The organism is Algoriphagus sp. UBA3586 (assembly GCF_002376385.1).
In the GTDB taxonomy this organism is placed as follows: domain Bacteria; phylum Bacteroidota; class Bacteroidia; order Cytophagales; family Cyclobacteriaceae; genus Algoriphagus; species Algoriphagus ornithinivorans.
In genome coordinates, this window is sequence record NZ_DFMT01000021.1 from 1 (window position 1) to 19121 (window position 19121).

General features: G+C 34.9%; 14 protein-coding genes and 1 pseudogene. 12 read left to right on the forward strand and 3 right to left on the reverse strand.

Going from position 1 to position 19121, the window contains the following annotated elements:
* The 12 genes and pseudogenes from B2906_RS07520 to B2906_RS07575 all read left to right on the forward strand — a co-directional run.
* Positions 1–1354: pseudogene (locus B2906_RS07520) on the forward strand (hypothetical protein); the annotation flags it as partial.
* A gap of 387 nt (positions 1355–1741) precedes the next feature.
* Entirely contained in the window at positions 1742–1948 is a 207-nt protein-coding gene (locus B2906_RS07525) for a hypothetical protein (RefSeq protein ID WP_144607191.1), read from the forward strand.
* Positions 1949–2011: 63 nt separating this feature from the next.
* Positions 2012–3157, forward strand: coding sequence for a 6-bladed beta-propeller (locus B2906_RS07530; RefSeq protein WP_219957405.1), 1146 nt, complete (start codon positions 2012–2014; stop codon positions 3155–3157).
* A gap of 9 nt (positions 3158–3166) precedes the next feature.
* A complete protein-coding gene (locus tag B2906_RS07535; RefSeq protein ID WP_219959485.1) occupies positions 3167–3262 on the forward strand; it encodes a cysteine peptidase family C39 domain-containing protein in 96 nt (31 codons plus the stop codon).
* A gap of 283 nt (positions 3263–3545) precedes the next feature.
* A complete protein-coding gene (locus B2906_RS07540) occupies positions 3546–5945 on the forward strand; it encodes a hypothetical protein (RefSeq protein ID WP_144604369.1) in 2400 nt (799 codons plus the stop codon).
* Complete coding sequence (locus tag B2906_RS07545) at positions 5946–6509, forward strand: hypothetical protein (RefSeq protein WP_144604368.1); 564 nt, start codon at positions 5946–5948, stop codon at positions 6507–6509.
* A 116-nt stretch (positions 6510–6625) separates the two neighbouring features.
* Positions 6626–7486: a DUF4007 family protein gene (locus tag B2906_RS07550; RefSeq protein ID WP_144604367.1), complete on the forward strand. Its 861-nt coding sequence runs from the start codon at positions 6626–6628 to the stop codon at positions 7484–7486.
* Positions 7479–10697: a hypothetical protein gene (locus tag B2906_RS07555; protein ID WP_144604366.1), complete on the forward strand. Its 3219-nt coding sequence runs from the start codon at positions 7479–7481 to the stop codon at positions 10695–10697. Before B2906_RS07550 ends, B2906_RS07555 begins: the two co-directional genes overlap by 8 nt.
* Positions 10698–11822, forward strand: coding sequence for a phosphoadenosine phosphosulfate reductase family protein (locus B2906_RS07560; RefSeq protein ID WP_144604365.1), 1125 nt, complete (start codon positions 10698–10700; stop codon positions 11820–11822).
* A 9-nt stretch (positions 11823–11831) separates the two neighbouring features.
* Positions 11832–13325, forward strand: coding sequence for a hypothetical protein (locus B2906_RS07565; protein WP_286936832.1), 1494 nt, complete (start codon positions 11832–11834; stop codon positions 13323–13325).
* Between the two features lie 6 nt (positions 13326–13331).
* Positions 13332–14459, forward strand: a complete 1128-nt coding sequence (locus B2906_RS07570; RefSeq protein ID WP_286936838.1) for a hypothetical protein — start codon at positions 13332–13334, stop codon at positions 14457–14459.
* Positions 14460–14491: 32 nt separating this feature from the next.
* The gene (locus B2906_RS07575) at positions 14492–15298 is read left to right on the forward strand and encodes a hypothetical protein (RefSeq protein WP_144604362.1); all 807 of its coding nucleotides are present in this window, start codon (positions 14492–14494) and stop codon (positions 15296–15298) included.
* Here B2906_RS07575 and B2906_RS07580 read toward each other — a convergent pair.
* The 3 genes from B2906_RS07580 to B2906_RS07590 form a co-directional block, all read right to left on the reverse strand.
* Positions 15287–16387, reverse strand: a complete 1101-nt coding sequence (locus B2906_RS07580; protein WP_144604361.1) for a cysteine desulfurase family protein — start codon at positions 16385–16387, stop codon at positions 15287–15289. The two genes, B2906_RS07575 and B2906_RS07580, sit on opposite strands and share 12 nt — an antisense overlap.
* On the reverse strand, positions 16387–18177 hold the full coding sequence (locus B2906_RS07585; protein ID WP_144604360.1) for a hypothetical protein: 1791 nt from the start codon (positions 18175–18177) through the stop codon (positions 16387–16389). Before B2906_RS07585 ends, B2906_RS07580 begins: the two co-directional genes overlap by 1 nt.
* Before the next feature lie 187 nt (positions 18178–18364).
* Entirely contained in the window at positions 18365–18721 is a 357-nt protein-coding gene (locus B2906_RS07590; protein WP_286936858.1) for a hypothetical protein, read from the reverse strand.
* Between the last annotated feature and the right edge of the window lie 400 nt (positions 18722–19121).

Below are 19121 nucleotides of genomic sequence, written 5' to 3' on the forward strand. Positions count from 1 at the left end.
TACCCATTGGAATCGAAATTTCCTGATGGATGATCAGTTTTTAGCTCCATTTGTGGTGATGGAGGAGGGTTATATACCTGAGATGGAGAAAGAAGCATTAGAAGTTTTTTCAGATGCGATAGTGGTAAAGGCAGATTACACCCTTAGTGATTCACTGAACTATCGGGTAATGGACTTACAGTTGGATTTTCTGGACGAATTCGAAAATCCTATTGACGGTAAGTTTGTGCTTTCTATTACTGATGCTGATCAAGTAGTAGAAATGAATCAGGGAATTCGCCTCGAGCATGCTATAGAATGGCTGGATGAAGGTTTGCCTGAAACTTTTCAGAGCAGTCTAAGCCATCCTGTGGAGTATGGAATATCCTTAAAAGGGAAATTTACGCCGGAGAATAAACGGCAGGGACTAATCCAGCCCATCACGATAGTTCGGGGAGATCTGGAAGATTATGGTCAGGTCATGACAGATTCTTCGGGGTACTTTTGGGCAACTGGGTTAAGCTTTCAAGACACCGCCCAGATAGCAGTGGCTGCCATGAATGAGAAGCTCAGACCATTTGGATCAGTCGAACTAGAATCACTAGGTAAACCAGAACTTGGAGTTGCTTTGCCTAAACTTACCTATAGGAAAGTAGCTATTTCATCCAAGGATTATTTTTTAGATACCTCAGGGGATTACATTCTTTTGGAAGAGTTTGTCAAAGAGGAAACTCGTGAGAGAGAGACTATGGCTGAGCGAAATTATGGATATGGAGAACCGACCCAAGAAGTTGGTCCGAAAGAATTGGAAAAACTAACAATGGGAGAAATTGCAGGATTACTTCGATTAAATTTAAGCACATTAAAATTTGGAAACTATAATTTTGGTGAAAATGTAGGTGCTCCCCTTTTAATTTTGGACGGATCACCGAGGCCTTTTATGGAAAAAGGAGAATTATTGGATTTTCTAACTAATTCAATAGAGCCGTCTCAACTCCTATCCATCAAAGTATATTCTGACAATATCAGTAAAGCTGTTTTTGGAATGGCTGGATATGCAGGGGTAATTATGATTGAGACCAAAAAGGGTTTTAGAATCAAACCTGAAATCGAAACAAAATTCAATTCCGAAGGCTTCCAGTTTTTTACTGTTCCAGGTTTTACAGCTTTCCCCGAGTTTCCGAAAGCGCCATCTTCAGATCGATATCTTACCAAAAAACCAACTATTTATTGGGATCCGCTTGCGGAAATCACCGATGGAGTATTTAAGGTAAAAATCAAGGTTCCGTATGGCATCGATCGCTTTCGCATCAAAGTAGAGGGCTGGAGCTTGGACGGGGAGCTGATAGACCAAGTAATTCAAATTGAAAAATAGGAATAGAATTGATTCACCGATGACTTTCATTGAGCCTATTCAAAAAACCCCTTTCTTCACTTCAAGAACCCACTCACTTCAACTAACCCGATTCAAAAGACTTCATCGCATTAGCTTATGGTTAATCCCTAAGCACTAGGATAAGCTCATTTCCTTAAAAGAAATCCAGGAAATATTGAAGACGACTCAGGAAGCAAGCAGTCTATTGAAGCTTATTGAGGCAGCGGAGGCGATAGGGTTTAAGACGATTGGGGTCGAATTAAGCTTAGTAAATATTTACTAGAAATTAGTAAAAAAGGTATAGGTATTCAGTTTGTAGCCAAGTAATTTTAAAGAATTATAGATCGGATGGTCCGTTCTGGAGTAAGTTCACATCAAAAAATTACAATGATGAAAAAATTAAGCTTAGAAATGCTGAGACTTAGCACCAATGAAATTTTGGGAAGAAGTCAGATGAAGATGATTCTAGGAGGCCAATTCTGGAGATGCCATTGCGGTGATGGAAATTGGTTTACATTAATGACAGATAATCCAGATCCAACTTCTGAAACAGGCTGTGCTGAAGGATCGCATTGTATTGCAGCAGAACAATAAAATTTCGGCCCTATTTAAATATTAATGGGGCCGAATATTTTTCAAAGAAAATTGAAATTTTAAATGGAAAACATAATGATTTCTAGGTGTAAAAAAAGCAGTTTAAATTTAGAAATGATTTCAAATTTTTTGCAAAGATATTGCAAAAATATACTTAGTATAATTGTAACTTTCGGCTTATTGATTTTAATTTTTGGGTGTTCAAAAGAAGATTCTAAAAATCAAGTAGAAGTAATAAATATTCCTCAAAGAAACGACAGAGTTAAAGTTCAAGAAATTTCTTCTAAGATAACGTCTATTCAACTTGAGACAAGTAGTGATTCTTATTTAGGTAGAATAGATGAAGTTAAAATTATAAATGATCACTTATTTATTTTGGACGATTTAAAGAAAATTTCGATTTTTGATCTAGATGGTAAGTTTAAATCCAGATTAGCACCAATTGGTGATGGACCTGGTGAATTAGGTGTAATTTATTCAATTTGTGAGGATAGAGATTCTGGTAAAATATATGTATCAACAGGTTATAGATTACTTGAGTTTTCTTCAGAATTCAAGTTTATCAAAGAGACCAAATTTTCTGGTGGTCTTTATTATTTGTTTTTTGATGAAAATCAATTGCATACCATAACGGATGATTTTTTGCGGGAAGTTGACAAGAAATTTCAAACAGAGACTTTCATTTTAAAAATTGATGAAAACCTTGAAATCGTAGATTCAATAAGTTTTAGAAAGGTTGTCTTAGATTCAAAAATTATATCAGGATATAGGTATAAGAATTGGATATCGAGAGATAAAACTGGTTTGTATTTCTATAAGCCAGTACTTACGCCTGACTTGTTAGTCAGAGACACACTTTACGAAAAAATCGGGAATAATTTTTTTCCGATTTTAAAATTTAATTTCAATCATAATGTCTCTATTGATAATAATGGAGTTAAATCATTAAATATCTATAATATTATTAAATCCAATGAGCATATTATTATAGAATTTCAGGATGAACTTAGAAGAGTAGCTTATATTAATTTGAATAATGGCTTGTCTAAAAATATGCCTGGTGGATTCTCTTTCTCAGGTAATGATGATATAGTAATTCGACCGCTGGATTTAGAAAATGAATTATTCTATTTTATCCATTATGATAAGTATAGTGACAGCCAAACTCAGGAAATGAACCCTGTTGTGAATATTGTCAAATTAAAATAGACTACTGTTATTCCCCACTACAAACAACCAGATTCTAAAGATTGTGGCCCCACTTGCTTACGGATAATTGCAAAGCACCATGGGAAGCTTATTTCCTTAAAATAAATCCGTGAAATATTGGAGACTACCCGGGAAGAAAGTGAGATCGTCCCTTCTGCCTATTCGGCGATTGTTCGGCTCAAATTCTTTTTTCCACACCAAGTCCGCGTCAAGTGGAAAGATCAGTAGTCAAATACTTGGATAATTCCACTTTTGAAAAAGAGTTATTTAAAGCCTTTGTAGGTTTTAATTGAGAATTTGGATGAAAAATACCCTGCATAGGGTATTTTTTTAAAACCTGTAATTTCTTTTATTGTTGTGTTTCCTTTACAGTAGCCAATTCCTTGATATGACCAAATTAATTTTTGAAAAACTATATGAGTGCAAAACGGAGCAGGATGTTGAAAGATACATCAAAGACAATCCTCAATTTTTCAAAAATGAAAATTGGAAACCAATTGGGGGAACTGAATCAAATTTCAGCATAATAGAGAACCAACAATCCAATCCGATCGCTGCTTTGGTCGAAAAGGTTACAAATTCTATTGATGCTATTTTGATGAAAAAGTGCCTTGAATTAAATCTCGATCCAAAGGATAAAGTTGCTCCGAAATCCATGGATGATGCAATTGATAAATTTTATGGAAAGGAAGCCAAGAATTGGGATTTAAGGACTTTTCGGAGAAGTCAATCCGAAGAAATTCAAATTTTGGCAGATGGGCCAACCAAGGAAAGTGCTGTCATTATTTATGATAATGGGGAAGGCCAGAATCCTGAAAAATTCGAAGATACATTCTTGTCCTTGATGAGAGGCAATAAGAATGAAATTCAATTTGTACAAGGTAAATATAACATGGGAGGCAGCGGTGCAATTGTCTTTTGTGGCAAATTGGGCTTTCAGTTAATTGGGTCTAGACGATTTGATAAGAAAGGTGAATTTGGATTTACGCTAGTACGAGAACACCCACTTTCTAAAGTGGAACAAAGCACCAAGAAAAACACGTGGTACGAATACCTAACTATCGATGGGAAAATTCCTTCCTTTCAGATTGACAAATTTGATCTTAGACTTCATGGGAGACAGTTTGAAACGGGGACAATTATTAAAATGTTTTCCTATCAAATGAAGGGGGTTTCTGGCTTCGCCCAAGACCTAAGTCAAAATTTGAATGAGTTTTTGTTTAAGCCAGTACTTCCGCTATTGACAGTAGATAACAAAGAGAGGTATCCAAATAATGAGGTGCTTGAATCAACGGTGTTCGGGCTACAAAGAAGGTTAGAAGAGGATGGTGATAATTATGTAGAAGACTGGTTTTCAGAAAATTATTCTGATAGTCTTTTTGGCAAAATGAAAGTGACTTGTTATGTGTTCAAGGCCAAACGGGAAAATAGATCTGTCAAACAGACAAAGGACGATATAAGAAGAAATTTCTTTAAAAATGGAATGTCTGTTTTATTCTCAATGAATGGACAGGTCCATGGACATTACACTACGGAATTTATTACCAAGGGCTTAAAGTTTAATCTATTAAAAGACTATTTGCTGATAAATATTGACTGCACCCATTTAAATTATGAATTCCGGAAAGAACTTTTTATGGCATCTCGGGACAGATTGAGGCAGGGAGATGAATCCAATAAATTAAGGGAATATCTTCGGAAGAAGCTGACCAATTCTAAGTTGGTAGAAATTAATAAAGCCAGAAAGGATTCCATTGGTTTGGAATCAGAGGATACGCAAGAAATGGTGAAATCATTTGCCAAAAACCTTCCCAAAGATGGAGACCTTTTTAAGCTTTTGCAGAATACACTCAAGATTGAGGAAAAGGATAAGTCCCAAAAACCAGCTTCAAAAGCTCCCCAAAGACAGAAAGCCTTAGAAAAAGAATTTAAGCCCGAGCGATATCCTAGTTTCTTTAGATTGTACAATAGAAAAGATGAAAGCCAAGTATTTAGTGTTCCAATAGGTGGTGAAAAGACACTTAAATTTGAAACCGATGTCGAGGACCATTATTTTGATCGAGTGGAAGATCCAGGGGAACTTCAGGTGTCCGTTTTAAATGTGAAAAGAAAGGAGCAAAACGAAACTTCCGGAGGTGATAAACCAGGAAGTTCTTTTTATCCCGGAGATCTCATTAATGTTGTAACTTCGAGTCCAGACAGAGGTACAATAAAAATCACCATAAATCCCAATACGGAATTGCGCCAAGGTGATGAGATTGAAGTGAAAGCCTCACTCAAAGGTCCAGGAGAGACTTTTCAGGACGAAGTAGTGTTTTTAAAAATAGTAGATCCTGAAACTCCATCAAAACAAAAGGTAAAAGTCCAAGAAGACGATATGGACAGCCTAGGACTTCCAGAGCTCGTAAAGGTTTCGGAAAATGAATGGGATAATATGCCTTTTGAAATGGATCATAAGACAGTAATGTTTCCCTTGGCAGAAGGGGATAAATTGGAGAAAATTTTTATTAATCTGGATAGCTCCGTGTTTCTAAACCACAGAAAGAAACTGACCAATGAAGAGCAAATTTCTGTGGCACAGAGGAAATATTTGGCTTCCGTTTATTTCCATGCTTTATTTCTTTATATGACTACTAAAAATAAAGGCTATAATCTACAAAGGTCGAATGATGGCGAAATGGAAGACATGACTATAGCTGATTATGTTAGTGGAGTTTTTGATAGTTTCTATTCGGATTTTCTTTTGAATTTTGGAATGGAAAGTCTTTTGGCAGCTTTGGAGGACTAAATGGATTTCCTGAAAGGACAGATCGGACAACATATTCAGAACAAAGAGGGAAAATCTGATTGTTGGATAATTCATTGTTCCAATCAAGTTGATTTAAGCGAGGCAATAGCTTTTGCTGAGATTGCTGAAAACCAATTAGGAAAGAGGCATCCCCATCAATATAGGAGATGTAAATTGACACTAGAAAAATTTGTCAATCTTTTGGTAGGGGAGAGAACCAAAATAAGTAAAGTGACCTCTTTTCATGATTTACTGGAAGTAGTAAAAAGTTGTAAAGTGAAAGATATTGGCCCTTTGACTTTTTACGATACGGCAACAAGAATTGGAGCATATCTTAAAATTTATCCCGAGATGATCTACCTGCACAGAGGTACAAGGATAGGTGTCGAAAAGCTTTTGGATAGGAAAATCAAATCAGACACTTTAGAAAGGTCTGAGTTGCCAGCAGTTTTTCAGGATCCAAGAATCACATGTGATGATATTGAAGATATTTTATGCCATCTGAGTAAGTTGAATGGTGGCGAGAAAAAGGAGTTGAAGGGATTTAGAAAAGGTAGTTGTTAATAGGTCTAATTCTGATATCGTTTTCGAATATTTTGGGTTAATAAATATCGTTTTCAGGTATTTTTAATCCGTTTTCCTTTATTTTGTAAGCACTTACAGCTGACTATAATTCACCAATGCACACCGAAAAAATCACTTTTACAGGCCATGATACCTTTCACTGCCGAAGCTTTTGGCTCAAAAAAGGTGTTGATTTTCTGGACGATAATGGTGAGTTTGGTGCGGAAGAGGCGGTTTTGAAATTGGGCGTTGGTAAAAACATGGTGGCTTCCATTCATTTTTGGCTTAAGGCGTTTGGAGTTAAAAACGAGAAAGGGTATGTTTCGGAATTGGCAAATAGCATGTTCACCAAAGGGGGATGGGACGAGTTCTTGGAAAACCCTGGAAGTCTTTGGATTTGGCAGTACCATTTGGTGAATTTAGGAAGGGCGAGTATCTACCAATTGTTCTTCAAAGAATTCAGAAAACAGCAACGCAGAAATCAATTCACTAAAACCCAACTGGAGCAATTCCTGAAGAGAAAATCGGAAGGAAAGGTTGCCGATAAAACATTGAAAAATGATATCAAGGTATTTATTAAAATGTATCTGGTTGAGGACAAAATGGGAAAGGGAGTCGAGGACGATCTTTCATCCATGTTCATTGAGTTGAATCTCATTTCTGAGGTGGATGCCTCGGAGAAAGAAATCACTTATCAGCTTAGGGTGGATATGAAAAAAGAAATTCCTTCACCTATTTTTCTTTACTGCATCTTAGACTCATTTCCAGAAAGGGAATCGATCTCCATGGATGAAATCATTGATGAGGTGGGAGATGCATTGGTCTGTACCAATGAGGGTGTAGAGCGGCACGTTGGCAAATTATGTGAATTGTATCCCCAGCAGGTGGTTTTTAAAGAGGATGCAGGAAGAAAAGAAGTGCAAATCGATGCAGGTTTGGACAAATGGGAAGAATTAACAAAGTATTACAATGGCTGATTTTTCAGTTTCTACCAATATAATCAGGGATAAAGAGCGTAATATTCATTATATCCCTACTCCCAATGCCAAGCAAGTCTATGAGCGGATAGTGAATAACTTTCAGACTGGACACCGAGCATTTAATATTGTGGGTTCTTATGGAACTGGTAAGTCTAGTTTTCTTTGGGCCTTGGAGCAAAACCTTATAGGAAAAAATGAATCCTTTTTTGGAGCTGTTAATGGTCACTTCCAAGGCATTAAGAACTTTCAATTTCTCAATATCATTGGTGAAAGTAGGTCTTTCAAAGAAGCCATTGCCGAGAAGATCCATGCCAAGAATACTTCGACAAAATCTATTTTAAATTATCTGGAGGACAGTTCAGACAAAAACTCATGTACTGTTCTTGTTGTTGATGAATTTGGAAAGTTCTTGGAATATGCGGTGGCAAATGATCCTGGAGTTGAATTATACTTTATTCAAGAGCTAGCGGAGTTTGCCAATAGTCCGGACAGAAATCTAATCCTGATTACAGCACTCCATCAAAATTTCGGTTCTTACTTCTACGGCCTAAAGGCCAATGAGCGAAATGAATGGGAAAAGGTACGTGGTAGGCTACTGGATATCAGCTTCAATGAGCCAGTTGAACAATTACTTTTCCTAGCAGGAGAAAGGCAGCAGGAATTAGGCTATCAAGTAACAGATGAGGAGAAGTTTAAAAAGTTAAAGAGTCTATTGCAAAAATCCAACCTGATCAATAATACTGGGATTTTGGATGGAGATCTGGCGAGAAAGCTTTTTCCACTGGATTATTTGTCTGCCTATGTTTTGGTCAATGCTTTAACTAGATATGGCCAAAATGAGCGCTCCTTATTCACCTTTTTGTCTTCCAAAGAAAAGATCGGATTAGCAGGTTGGGATGAGAAAAGCGGACAAGGCTTTCATTTGGGTAGAGTTTACGATTACCTCTATGCTTCTTTATCCTCTTACCTCTTGGATCGGAAATTTAACCAAGATAAGACGACTTGGGAAAGTGTTTTTCTGGCTTTTGAAATGGTAGGTTTATTCGTCTCAAATGAAGAGGAATTGGAGCAAATGGAAAATTTACTAAAGACAATTCTGTTGGTCAATCTCTTTGCGCGGGAATTTGGAACTTGGGATGAATCCACTATTTGTGAGTATGCCCAATTGACCATGGGAATTTCCTATCCTAAAAAACTCCTTCAAACACTAAAAAGCAATCGGATTATTACATATTCCTATGCTTACAATAAATTCAAGCTTTCGACAGGAACTACCCTAAATATTGAAGAAGCGATAGAAAATGCAGGAAAGGATTTCAATACAGATATTTCCCTGACGGCACTTCTGAAGCAGTATGTCAATCTACCTATTGTACAGGCTAAGGCTTATCAGTACAAATATGGTACACCTCGATTATTTCAGTATCGATTTGTAGAAGAGTTTGCTTTTACTGAACCTGAAGGTGAATTGGATGGATATATCAATATTCTATTTAATGATAAAGATATCAAAAAGGATTTACTCAAAATTTCTTCGGATTTAGCCTATCCTCAACTTTTTGTTATTATCAATTCCTTGGAGAATATCAGGCGACCTCTTTATGAAATTGAGAAAATCAAAAAGGTGCTGGAAAACGAAGCTAAAGATGATGAAAAGGCTAAAGATATGCTCTTTGAGGAAATGAAATATCTCGAAAATGAGATTATTTCATTGATTGATAGCTATTTATTTACAAGTTCTCCGGATTCTTATTGGGTTTATAATAGGGAGGAGATTTTCATCAAATCCAAAACAGATTTTAACAAGAAGCTTTCCAAGATTTGTGAGGAGAAATTTGGGGAGACCCCTCGATTTAGAAATGAACTGGCTAATAGGGAATACCTTAGTACTCCGATTATGACGGCGAGGAAGGCCTTGCTCTCTGATCTATTGGAAAGTGCCCATTTAAAGGAGTTAGGTTATGATCCCGATAGATTCCCACCTCAAAAGACGATCTATCTTTCCCTTTTAAGAGAAACTGGGATTCATAGAGAGCTAGCCGATGGGATATATGAGTTGGGGGAACCGACAGATCTAAGTTTTGCTCCTTTATGGAACCAAAGCATGGAATTTCTGGCATCTACCGAATTTTCAAAGCGGAATCTCGATGAATTCTATCAGCTACTGAGATCTGGCAGTCTTAAGCTAAAAAAGGGATTTGTCGAGTTTTGGGTGCCAATTTTCCTGATTATCAAAAAAGAAGATTTCGCCCTATATCATAATGACAGGGGCTATGTTCCCTATATTGATAATGATGTGTTGGATTTGATTCATAAGAAACCAACTGATTACAGCATCAAATCTTATCGAATTGAGGGGGTAAAGTTGGATCTTTTTCAGCAGTATAGGGAAATCACGGCCATAGCTGAAGGCTTAGGGCAGGGATCAAGCTTTATCAGGATATTCAGCTCCTTTGTGCGGTTTTATAGAAATTTGCCTGCGTATACCCTTCAAACGAATAAATTAACGGAACATGCAAAAGGATTTCGGGAAGCGATTAGAAAATCTGAAGATCCTGCCTCTGCACTGTTTGAGTCAATACCGATGGCATTGGGCTATGGGAAAATAAATTTCGAGGAAAACCCTGAGGTATTAAAAGGATTTGTTGATCAGCTAAACGCTGCAATTTATGAGTTGCGTACAGCCTATGATGAACTTCTTAACCGAATCGAGGGAAGTTTGCTGAATGTGACAGCAATCAAAGAATCCGAATTCCTTTTATATAAGGCTACTTTACAAAAAAAATACAAAGGAGTAAAATCTCATTTGTTGATACCTAAATTTAAAGTGTTTCATACCCGCTTGATGTCGAAGTTGGATGACCGGGACAGTTGGTTAAAGTCTATCGCAGATCAACTATTGGGAAAATCCATCGATAAGATGAACGACCAAGAGGAAATGATTTTATTGGAAAGCTTTAAGGAAGCTTTTTCCAATCTAGATCGAGTTTTAGAGGTTCATGAGTTTTTGGGCCATGAGGAAAATGAAGCCTATACTTTTGATTTGATAGATAAGACAGGAAAAGTTTTCCATGAGAAGGTCTCATTGACTCTGGAAAACCAGGAAAAAGTAATTGAACTTTATGAGCAACTGAATACTTTATTAAACAAAAAGGAAAAGTTGCTTAATAAAGCAGCTTTAGTTAGATTGTTAAAAGATTTTTTATAAATGACGAAAGTTCGACATGTATTAGGAATATCAGGAGGCAAAGATTCTGCTGCTTTGGCTTTGTATCTCCGTGATCTTTATCCAAAACTTGATATTGAATATTATACAAGTGATACAGGTAGGGAATTGGATGAGACATATGCCCTGATAGAGCGATTGAAAAGTGCTTTAGGTAGAGACATCATCGAGATCAAGCCGATTGAAGAAAATTATACAAATGCAGAAAGTAACTTTGATCATTTTCTAGAACTTTATGGAGGCTATCTTCCCAGCTCTATGGCCAGATGGTGTACCAAAAAACTGAAATTGGAACCTTTTGAAGACTATATAGGAGAGGAGCCTACTATTTCCTACGTGGGAATCAGGGGGGATGAGGATAGGGAAGGTTATATTTCCAAGAAACCAAATGTGCAATCAATTTTCCCATTCAGAGAAAATATCTGGAGTGAGGATGTGATTAAGAAAGTGCTTTCTAATCAGAGTATGGAGCAAGTTTGGTCTTTGTATGGAGAGGTATTAGGTGAAAATGAACTGAAGGCAGCAAGTCCCTATTTAACCAAAAAAATAGGATTGAATTTTACCCAAAAGCAGAAGTTAAAGGCCTTGCTTCGAATTGGGGTGAAGGAGTTTAATCAGGTAGTCTTCCAATTTTTAAAGACCACCGACTATCCCGTAGGCAAACTGGACTCTTTTCCCTTGATAGAAAATGAGGATATCATTCGCTTGGATGACGTTTTTCAAATCTTGGAGAATTCTGGAGTAGGTGCGCCAGGGTATTATAAGAAGCTGGATTACGAGGTAGAGATAGACGGGGAGCAAAAGAAGGGTGTATATGCCCGAAGTAGATCAGGTTGTTTTTTCTGCTTCTACCAACAGAAGATCGAATGGGTTTGGCTACTAGAGCAACATCCCCAACTTTTCGAGAAAGCAATGACCTACGAAGTAGATGGATATACTTGGATGCAGGATGAGACCTTGGAAGAACTCGCTCATCCTGAGAGGGTAATCTCCATCAAAAAAGAACATTATTTAAGAACCCACCGAGAGCAAAGCAAGTCCGCTAAATCCTGGCAAGATGATATTTTAGCTGCTGAAGGGGTGGGCTGTGCTAGCTGTTTTATTTAAGGAAGAATAATGGATAATTTTAAAGTCATATTATTAAATGACTATGAAGTAGAACTTCGTTATATAAATGAAGAATTCATTATTGAAATGGGTTTTGAAAATAAGATCATTGAAAATAATTTTTTTTCTGGGTTAAGTGATGTGAAGCATTTAAAAATCAAAGTTTCAAATGATGCATTAAATGTCGAACGCATGTTTCAATACTTAAATGTCTGTTATTTATATTTTGGATTTATACCAAAATATAATTTCAAATCTAAATTTGATCCAATATTTAGATTTGAAATCATTGTAGGTTTAATAAATAGAATTGATATTAAATCTTTTTCACTTTCATTAAGTAATTGCCATTCTATAGATAGTGATAGTTATATTTTTGAATTAAATTCTATGACTCCAGAGTACTTTTTAAATATTTTGCAAACTAATACAAAAGCTAGGAGATTGGGTTATTTAAAGCTGATTATATCTCTTTTTAAGGAGTCTAACTATTTTCCAATTAATTATTTGAATAAAAAAATTGAGCTAGCAAGCAGTGATTTTTCAAATGATCTTGATGAATATGGCGTTACAGATTTTGGAAATAATAAAGGGTTGATTAAATTGACTTCATCTGGTATTTCTGCAAAGCCATATACTGATCTTTTAGAAGAGTTGAATTTAGTTACTCGTGTTAATAATACATATGTTTTGACAAAACAGGCAAAGGTTTATTTTGCTTTTCAGTCAAATATTGGTGATTTGAGAAGTATTAATAGCAACCTTTTTTTCTTAAATGAGATCGATAGGTTATTTTTCCTTAGACAAATATTTTTATCAGATTCATTATATATAATTGTTTTATTAGATATAATTAAAATCACTGGTCAGGTTTCTATAAAAACAATTAAGGAGGTTTTTCAATTGTATTTACTTGATGAAATGGAAAGACTCCAGCATAGTTCAAATGATTTTTCTTTTATTAGAAAAGTTTCAGATATTAGAAAAAGAATTAGGAGTTGGTTGAAACCTCAAGTTTATTTGGAACATATAGTTGAGCCTCGAATCAATTGGTTGCTGGATTTGAATTTAGTGATTCAAGATAAAAAGTCTAGTATTACAGAATATAGTCTTTCTATTTATGGGGAAAGATTTTTGTCAATTATTTCTTCTACTCTTGAAGTGGGTGAAAATAGGGAGGTTTATTCTCGTAAAATTGTTAATAACCATTTTTTCGGAATATTTGATAGTGTGTATCATTCTAGTGGGTATAAGAAAGTTAGTGGGTTTTATGAAATCGAGCCTATGATTAGGGAATCATTTTTGATTTTTAAAACCAATGCCCCAAATAGAATTGCGGCATCTCAAGCAATAGATTATGTTTCTTTCAAATCTTATTTTGAATATAGAAAAATTGTTGAGTTTGAAGAAGTAAGAGCAATGCTTGAGAGAAATAATGATATGGTTAAAATGGATTGGTTTAGAACTGAGTCTGATGGAGCGTTATACTTTAATAAAAAATGAAAACAAATGGAATTAAATGACCTTTTTTTTAAAGAGAATCCTTTCAGAACAGGTCCGTCTTTAAATCCAGCGGAATTGTTGTGGGCGGGTTTTCCAAAATTGAAATCTGATGTAGAAAGTCGATTGGTTTTTGCAATGAAAACGTCTCCTTCGAGGATTGTTTTAAATTGGGGAAGATACGGAAGTGGTAAGACTCATGCTGCTAATTATTATACAAAAACGAATAGAGTTAATCAAATTGCGACAGAAAAAAATACAATCGAACCTAGGTGTATTAAGATAAATCTTCCGAGAACTAGTAAAGATCCAGTCCAGTCTTTTTTTAGGAGCTTCCTTGGTCAAATAGGTTTAAAGCAAATTAAGGAGGATCTAGATAGATTGAATACTGAGTATCCAGGACAGATTGGGCAGATTATTGATATAAATTCTAATGATATTATTGTGTCAGATTTATTTAAGCTTTTGATTGAAGAGGATGGTTCGGATGAAGATTTTTTCCCTACAGTTGAAGCTTATATATTTGGTGATAATGCCAAAAGTACACTTCAAAAACTTGGACTTCCTTTTGGATTGAGAGATGATGAACAAGTTGTAAATTTTTTGAGTACATATCTGAACTGTATTACTTATGAAAAGCATATTTATTCTGCATTTATTCTGTGGATTGATGAGTTTGAAGATATAGATACATTAAACAAACAAAGTCAAGATAGAATAACTACTTTCATACGTCAATTATTTGATAAAACTCCTAATAATTTTTTATTATTTTTGAATTTTACTCCAAAGACATTTTTCAATGTTGAGGATTTATCAATAATGCTTGGAGAGGCTTTATCAACGCGTGCGAAAATTCGAATTAATTTTCAAGAGCCAAACATTGGGGAAGCTATTCAATATATTAAAGAGCTGATTGCTTCTCAATTGATTGAAGGGTCTAATGAATTAGGACCATTTTTGGATGAAGGCGTGTTTGAATATGTATTGGAAAATATAGGAATTCTTTCTGTTAGAAAAATAAATGAAGTTCTTTCTCTAATTTTAGAACTTGCTGTTTTAATGGAACATAGCAAACCTATTGATGTTGATTTTGTAAAGTCTATACGGGATGAAATACCATCTTTTGAATCTTAATGATGATAATATATCTAGATACTTGCTCTATTTTGAATTTACTGCAGGCAAATTATTCGGATGAATTTTTGGTTTATTTAGAAAAGGAATTTGATAATGTTTTTATTGCCCCAATTGTTTTAGAGGAGTTGGAAAAAAATAAATATGTGAATATTATTGAGGATGAATCTAGAGAAATTTTGGATGAAATATTAGACTCAAGAGTTTCGAGATATGTTGATAAATTAGATGTCAAGGATGCTAACGGTTTTACTTTAAGAAAGAATTTGGGCAAATACAAACCGAATGGTGAGTCTCATTCAGTTTCTCATTCTTTAAATTTCAGTAGGTTTGGAGGTGATGATATTTCTGATTTTCTATTAAATACTCATATACTTACAGATGATCATCCGGCAAAAGAGGATTTTAATTATTTTAGCAGCTTAAACCTGCTTGGGAAATTTTTAGATAGCATTGATATTGTTACCTTTTTTTGGTTAAAAGGTTATATTTCAAGGAATCAAGTGCTAAAGTATTGTGATTCAATTAAACAGCTATATTTTAAAGATGTTTCTTTATTAATTCAGGAATTAAAAATTTTAAACTCTAGTTTTTCTGGCAGATTTAATTCATCTGAAAGATTATTTTTAGTAAATCTAATTGATAAATTGAATAGTATTAATGAAGGAATTTCTGATTTCTTGATTGAAATACGTAAGCATAATAATTTTAAGAAAATTAAAAGCAGGAAAATCGATACTTTAATGGAAAATATTATTGGATTCTCAGTGGGACCAAAAATAAATTATATTAACAGTAGGATGAAAGATTTAGAAAAAGTTTGGCTCTTAGAAGAATAGTTTTATTTCAGCGTTTATATTTTTTTCCCCTATACTAACCCTTATTGAATTCTCCGCTTCCCTATCTCCCAAGCCCATTGCCTTCAAAACATGTGAAGGCTGAACTAATGCAGAATTACAGGCTGATCCTTGGGCGACAGCGATTTTATTTCTGTTCCTTAGGATAAAGGATTCTGCTTCTTCATTTTTTAATTGGAAATTGCTGAAGTGGGGAAGTCTAGGAGCATTCCTCCCATTCACTTTAATTTTCCCTGTTTTTTCTAATTCGGACTCAAAGTCATCCCTTATTTTTTTTACTTTCCAATAAGTATCTTCCATTTCTTCTAAACAAAGCTGTGTGGCCTTAGCTAAGCCTACTATACCTGGAACATTAAGCGTTCCTGACCGTAGCCCAAACTCATGACCGCCTCCGTGAATTTGAGGAGTCAGTTTAATTCCTTTTCTGACAAATAGTCCTCCTATTCCCTTTGGACCATAAATTTTGTGGGCACTAAAGCAGAGCATATCGATAGAAGCTTCTAAAACGTCTATTGGGACTTTGCCATAGGCCTGGGTTGCATCGGTAAAGAATAATACATCTGAGGATTTGCAAATTTCCCCAATAGTTTTGATATCTTGTAAGACTCCAGTTTCATTATTCGCAGTCATAACACTTATCAAAAGCGTGTCTTTTCGAATGTTGTTCCTTAATTCATCCAAGTTTATTAAGCCTTCAGAATTTACTGTAAGATAGGTGACTTCTCCTCCAATTTCCTCAAGGTAAGCGCAAGTATCTAGTACCGCTTTATGCTCGGTCCGAACTGTGATAATATGGGGTTTTTCATGTCCATAGTTAAAAAATGCTCCTTTTAGTGCCAAATTAATGGATTCTGTGGCACCAGAGGTAAAGTGTATTTCTTCTTCTTGTGCATTTATAGCATGGGCAATAATCCTCCTGGACTCATTTACTGCTTTCGCAGCTCTTTCTCCGAAAGTATGTGTGGTACTAGCCGCATTGCCATAATCCTCCAAAAAGTAGGGGGTCATAGCCTCAAATACTCTTGTGTCGAGGGGTGTGGTGGATGCCAAGTCAAGGTAGAGAGGAGTCATTATTTTTTAAGAAGTTCAATTTGAGACTCCAATTTGGAAATTTTGGCTTTCAGAACTTTTATTTCTGATTTTTCTTTTTTCTCATAGGCTAGTCCAGTGGCTTGTTTTATTTCGTCTTTGTATGACAGTAGGGGATTATATAGTTTGAAATATGATCCTCCTATTGCTCCTGAAAAAAGGATTAACTCGGGATTATTTATTCCTCCATTGAGAATATGACTTGTTGCTATTCCCGGATATGGGTCAATGTAATATATTTTTCTAATTCCTAATTGATATGCTTTTTTAGAGCATAGCTCACATGGGCTTGCTGTTGTAAATAATATTCCAGATTCAATGCCACTATTTCCGTATTTAGAAAGTTGTAAAAATGCATTTTCTTCAGCATGAAGGGATCTTGTATGAACTTGGTTTTTTTCACCTTCTACACTATTCTGAATATCCTTGAAACAATATGAAATGTTATTTCCACAATTATGAAAGTTATTTACTTCATTAGTTGATAAAGCTGTATTTGCAACATCCCTGAAATTTTCATTTTGTCTTTCGTACTCACTAAATGCATGTTCATCTTTTTTACCTAGTAGATCTCTTGAATTTCTAAGTAAACAAGGAACTTGAAATTGAGGTGTGTTATTCCAGCCGATTGCTTTGATTGAAAAGTTTTTGTCTGTTATCGCTGCTCCTACTTGTCTTGAAATGCACCCTGAATTTGATTTTGCCGAAAAGGCAAGTTGCATTACTCTTTCCGAAGATGAAGGAGTAATTATTCCTGGTTTCATTATTAGAGAATAGTATTGCAATAACTGGTATTGCAAGTTTTCAACTGAACTTCCAGGGTTATTTATATGTATATCTGATATTTCAATACATTTTTGAATATCCTGAGAAATATATAAATCATTCCCTGTTAACTTCTTAGGATATTCTTTATTGTCTAGAGAATCAATTTCCGGCTTTTTCAACCCTAGATATTTTAGCCTTTTTCTTCTGGTATCGTCACTGGTGTTAATAGAAAATAAATAGAAGGAATTATATCTTTCCCGTAAATAATAAACTTCGAAAGGATTTCTGAGTGCATCCAACACTACTAAGCATCCAGTCCCATCGAATTCAGACTTTTTTCGAAGAAGTTTGATTAATTTATTCATTTTGGCAACTAAAGCATCCGATTTATTAATATCTAAACTTCCACTTCCAAAGGCATTTCCTGTAGATCTTATATTGTTCCCAATTTTTTGAAAAAGAGACGTAAACTCATTTGTAAGGATATCTTGTATTTTTTTCTTTAATGTGTTTGTAAACTTTGGTAGATTTTCAAAATGAAAATTATATTTCTCTTTAATTTTTTCAAGTTCTGTTTCACTTTCTTTATCATTCTCCTTTTTCTGTATTTTTTGACGAAAGAGATGCATTTCGTTGTATTCAGCCTCGATAGACTTAAATTGTTCCTTGATTTTTTCAAAATCATCAATACTTGAGAAGTTTTCTAAGATAAAATCTAGGAAACTTTCAAATGGATTTTCTAGAATAAAAGCAGTTATTATATCCTTAGCTCTTATCGAATAGAATGGTTTCCAGTTATTTTGTGCAAAATGTAGAATTATTCTTTTTTTTCGATTCTCATTTGGGTTGGATTCTCCAAGATTGAAGTCTTCAAAATTTATTTCATTTTTGTCCTTGAGAAAAAACTCAGTTGCTGTAGTGCATCCAGAACCAGTTCTCCCTGTTAATCCTATAACTAGGAAGTTTCTTCTATAAGAATATATTTTTGAAATTCCCTCATTCATAACCTTTGTTGTTTAAATTCTAAATAAAAATGTATCATTTCTACATTTAAAAAAAGCTTCAATTTTTTTCTAAAGTATTCTAATTCAAACCACCTCTTCCTCTCCTCAGTAATCACAAGCCATTATTCAGAATCACTATCGTTTGCCAATTGATGGCAGAATGGGTTCTACACAATATAGTAAAAAGTTATTTTGTCTTTTTGCCTGGATATAATTTTTCCATTTTTTGACAATGGGCTAAAGCTTTATTATCAGGAATTTCTAGGTAAAGCTTCCCAAAAGTTTTTAAGTCTAGATCAAAGGTGTCAAGGCATTTTAGAATAGTTGTAAAAAGAGGAAGAGATTGACACCTCATTATTGCCGTGATCGTTGCATTTCTCATTTCTATTCCAAGAGCAAGTTCTGAGAAGTTATAAATGAGACCAATAGGTTTGGGGTTACCTGCTTTCTGAAGCTCCTTTTTCCTATCGTTCAAATCAGCAATTCTGGACAAGAATATAATTGAAATTTTGCCTTTTACAATCTGCTTATTGACCTTTCCCATGGCACAATCAAAAAAATCTTAAATTTTTTCTTTTACGCTGTAGCGTAAAATGAAATAATTTATTAGATTAGCATTATGTTAAAATCTGATTATTAAGGAATAACCTTTTATTAACTTTAGTATTTAACGGTACTGTTTTACGAGCCTCGTCACAAAATCTGACAATTTTCCGAACGAGGGTAAGTGAGACGGGCCTTAGCCTTATATTTGTGCATAGGGCGGGCTCTCTCCTTATTTCTATTGTTCGGACCTTTGCGAAAGCAGGGGTGGCTTGTCAGAGCCATGTGGCAATAGAGTTTGGAGTTTTGCTTGCCCTTACTTTTTTGTAAGTGTTTGCTGTCCATTTCTATAGGACTCGTTTTACCATTTTTCATGTCTATTGAAAACGAGCATGATTGAT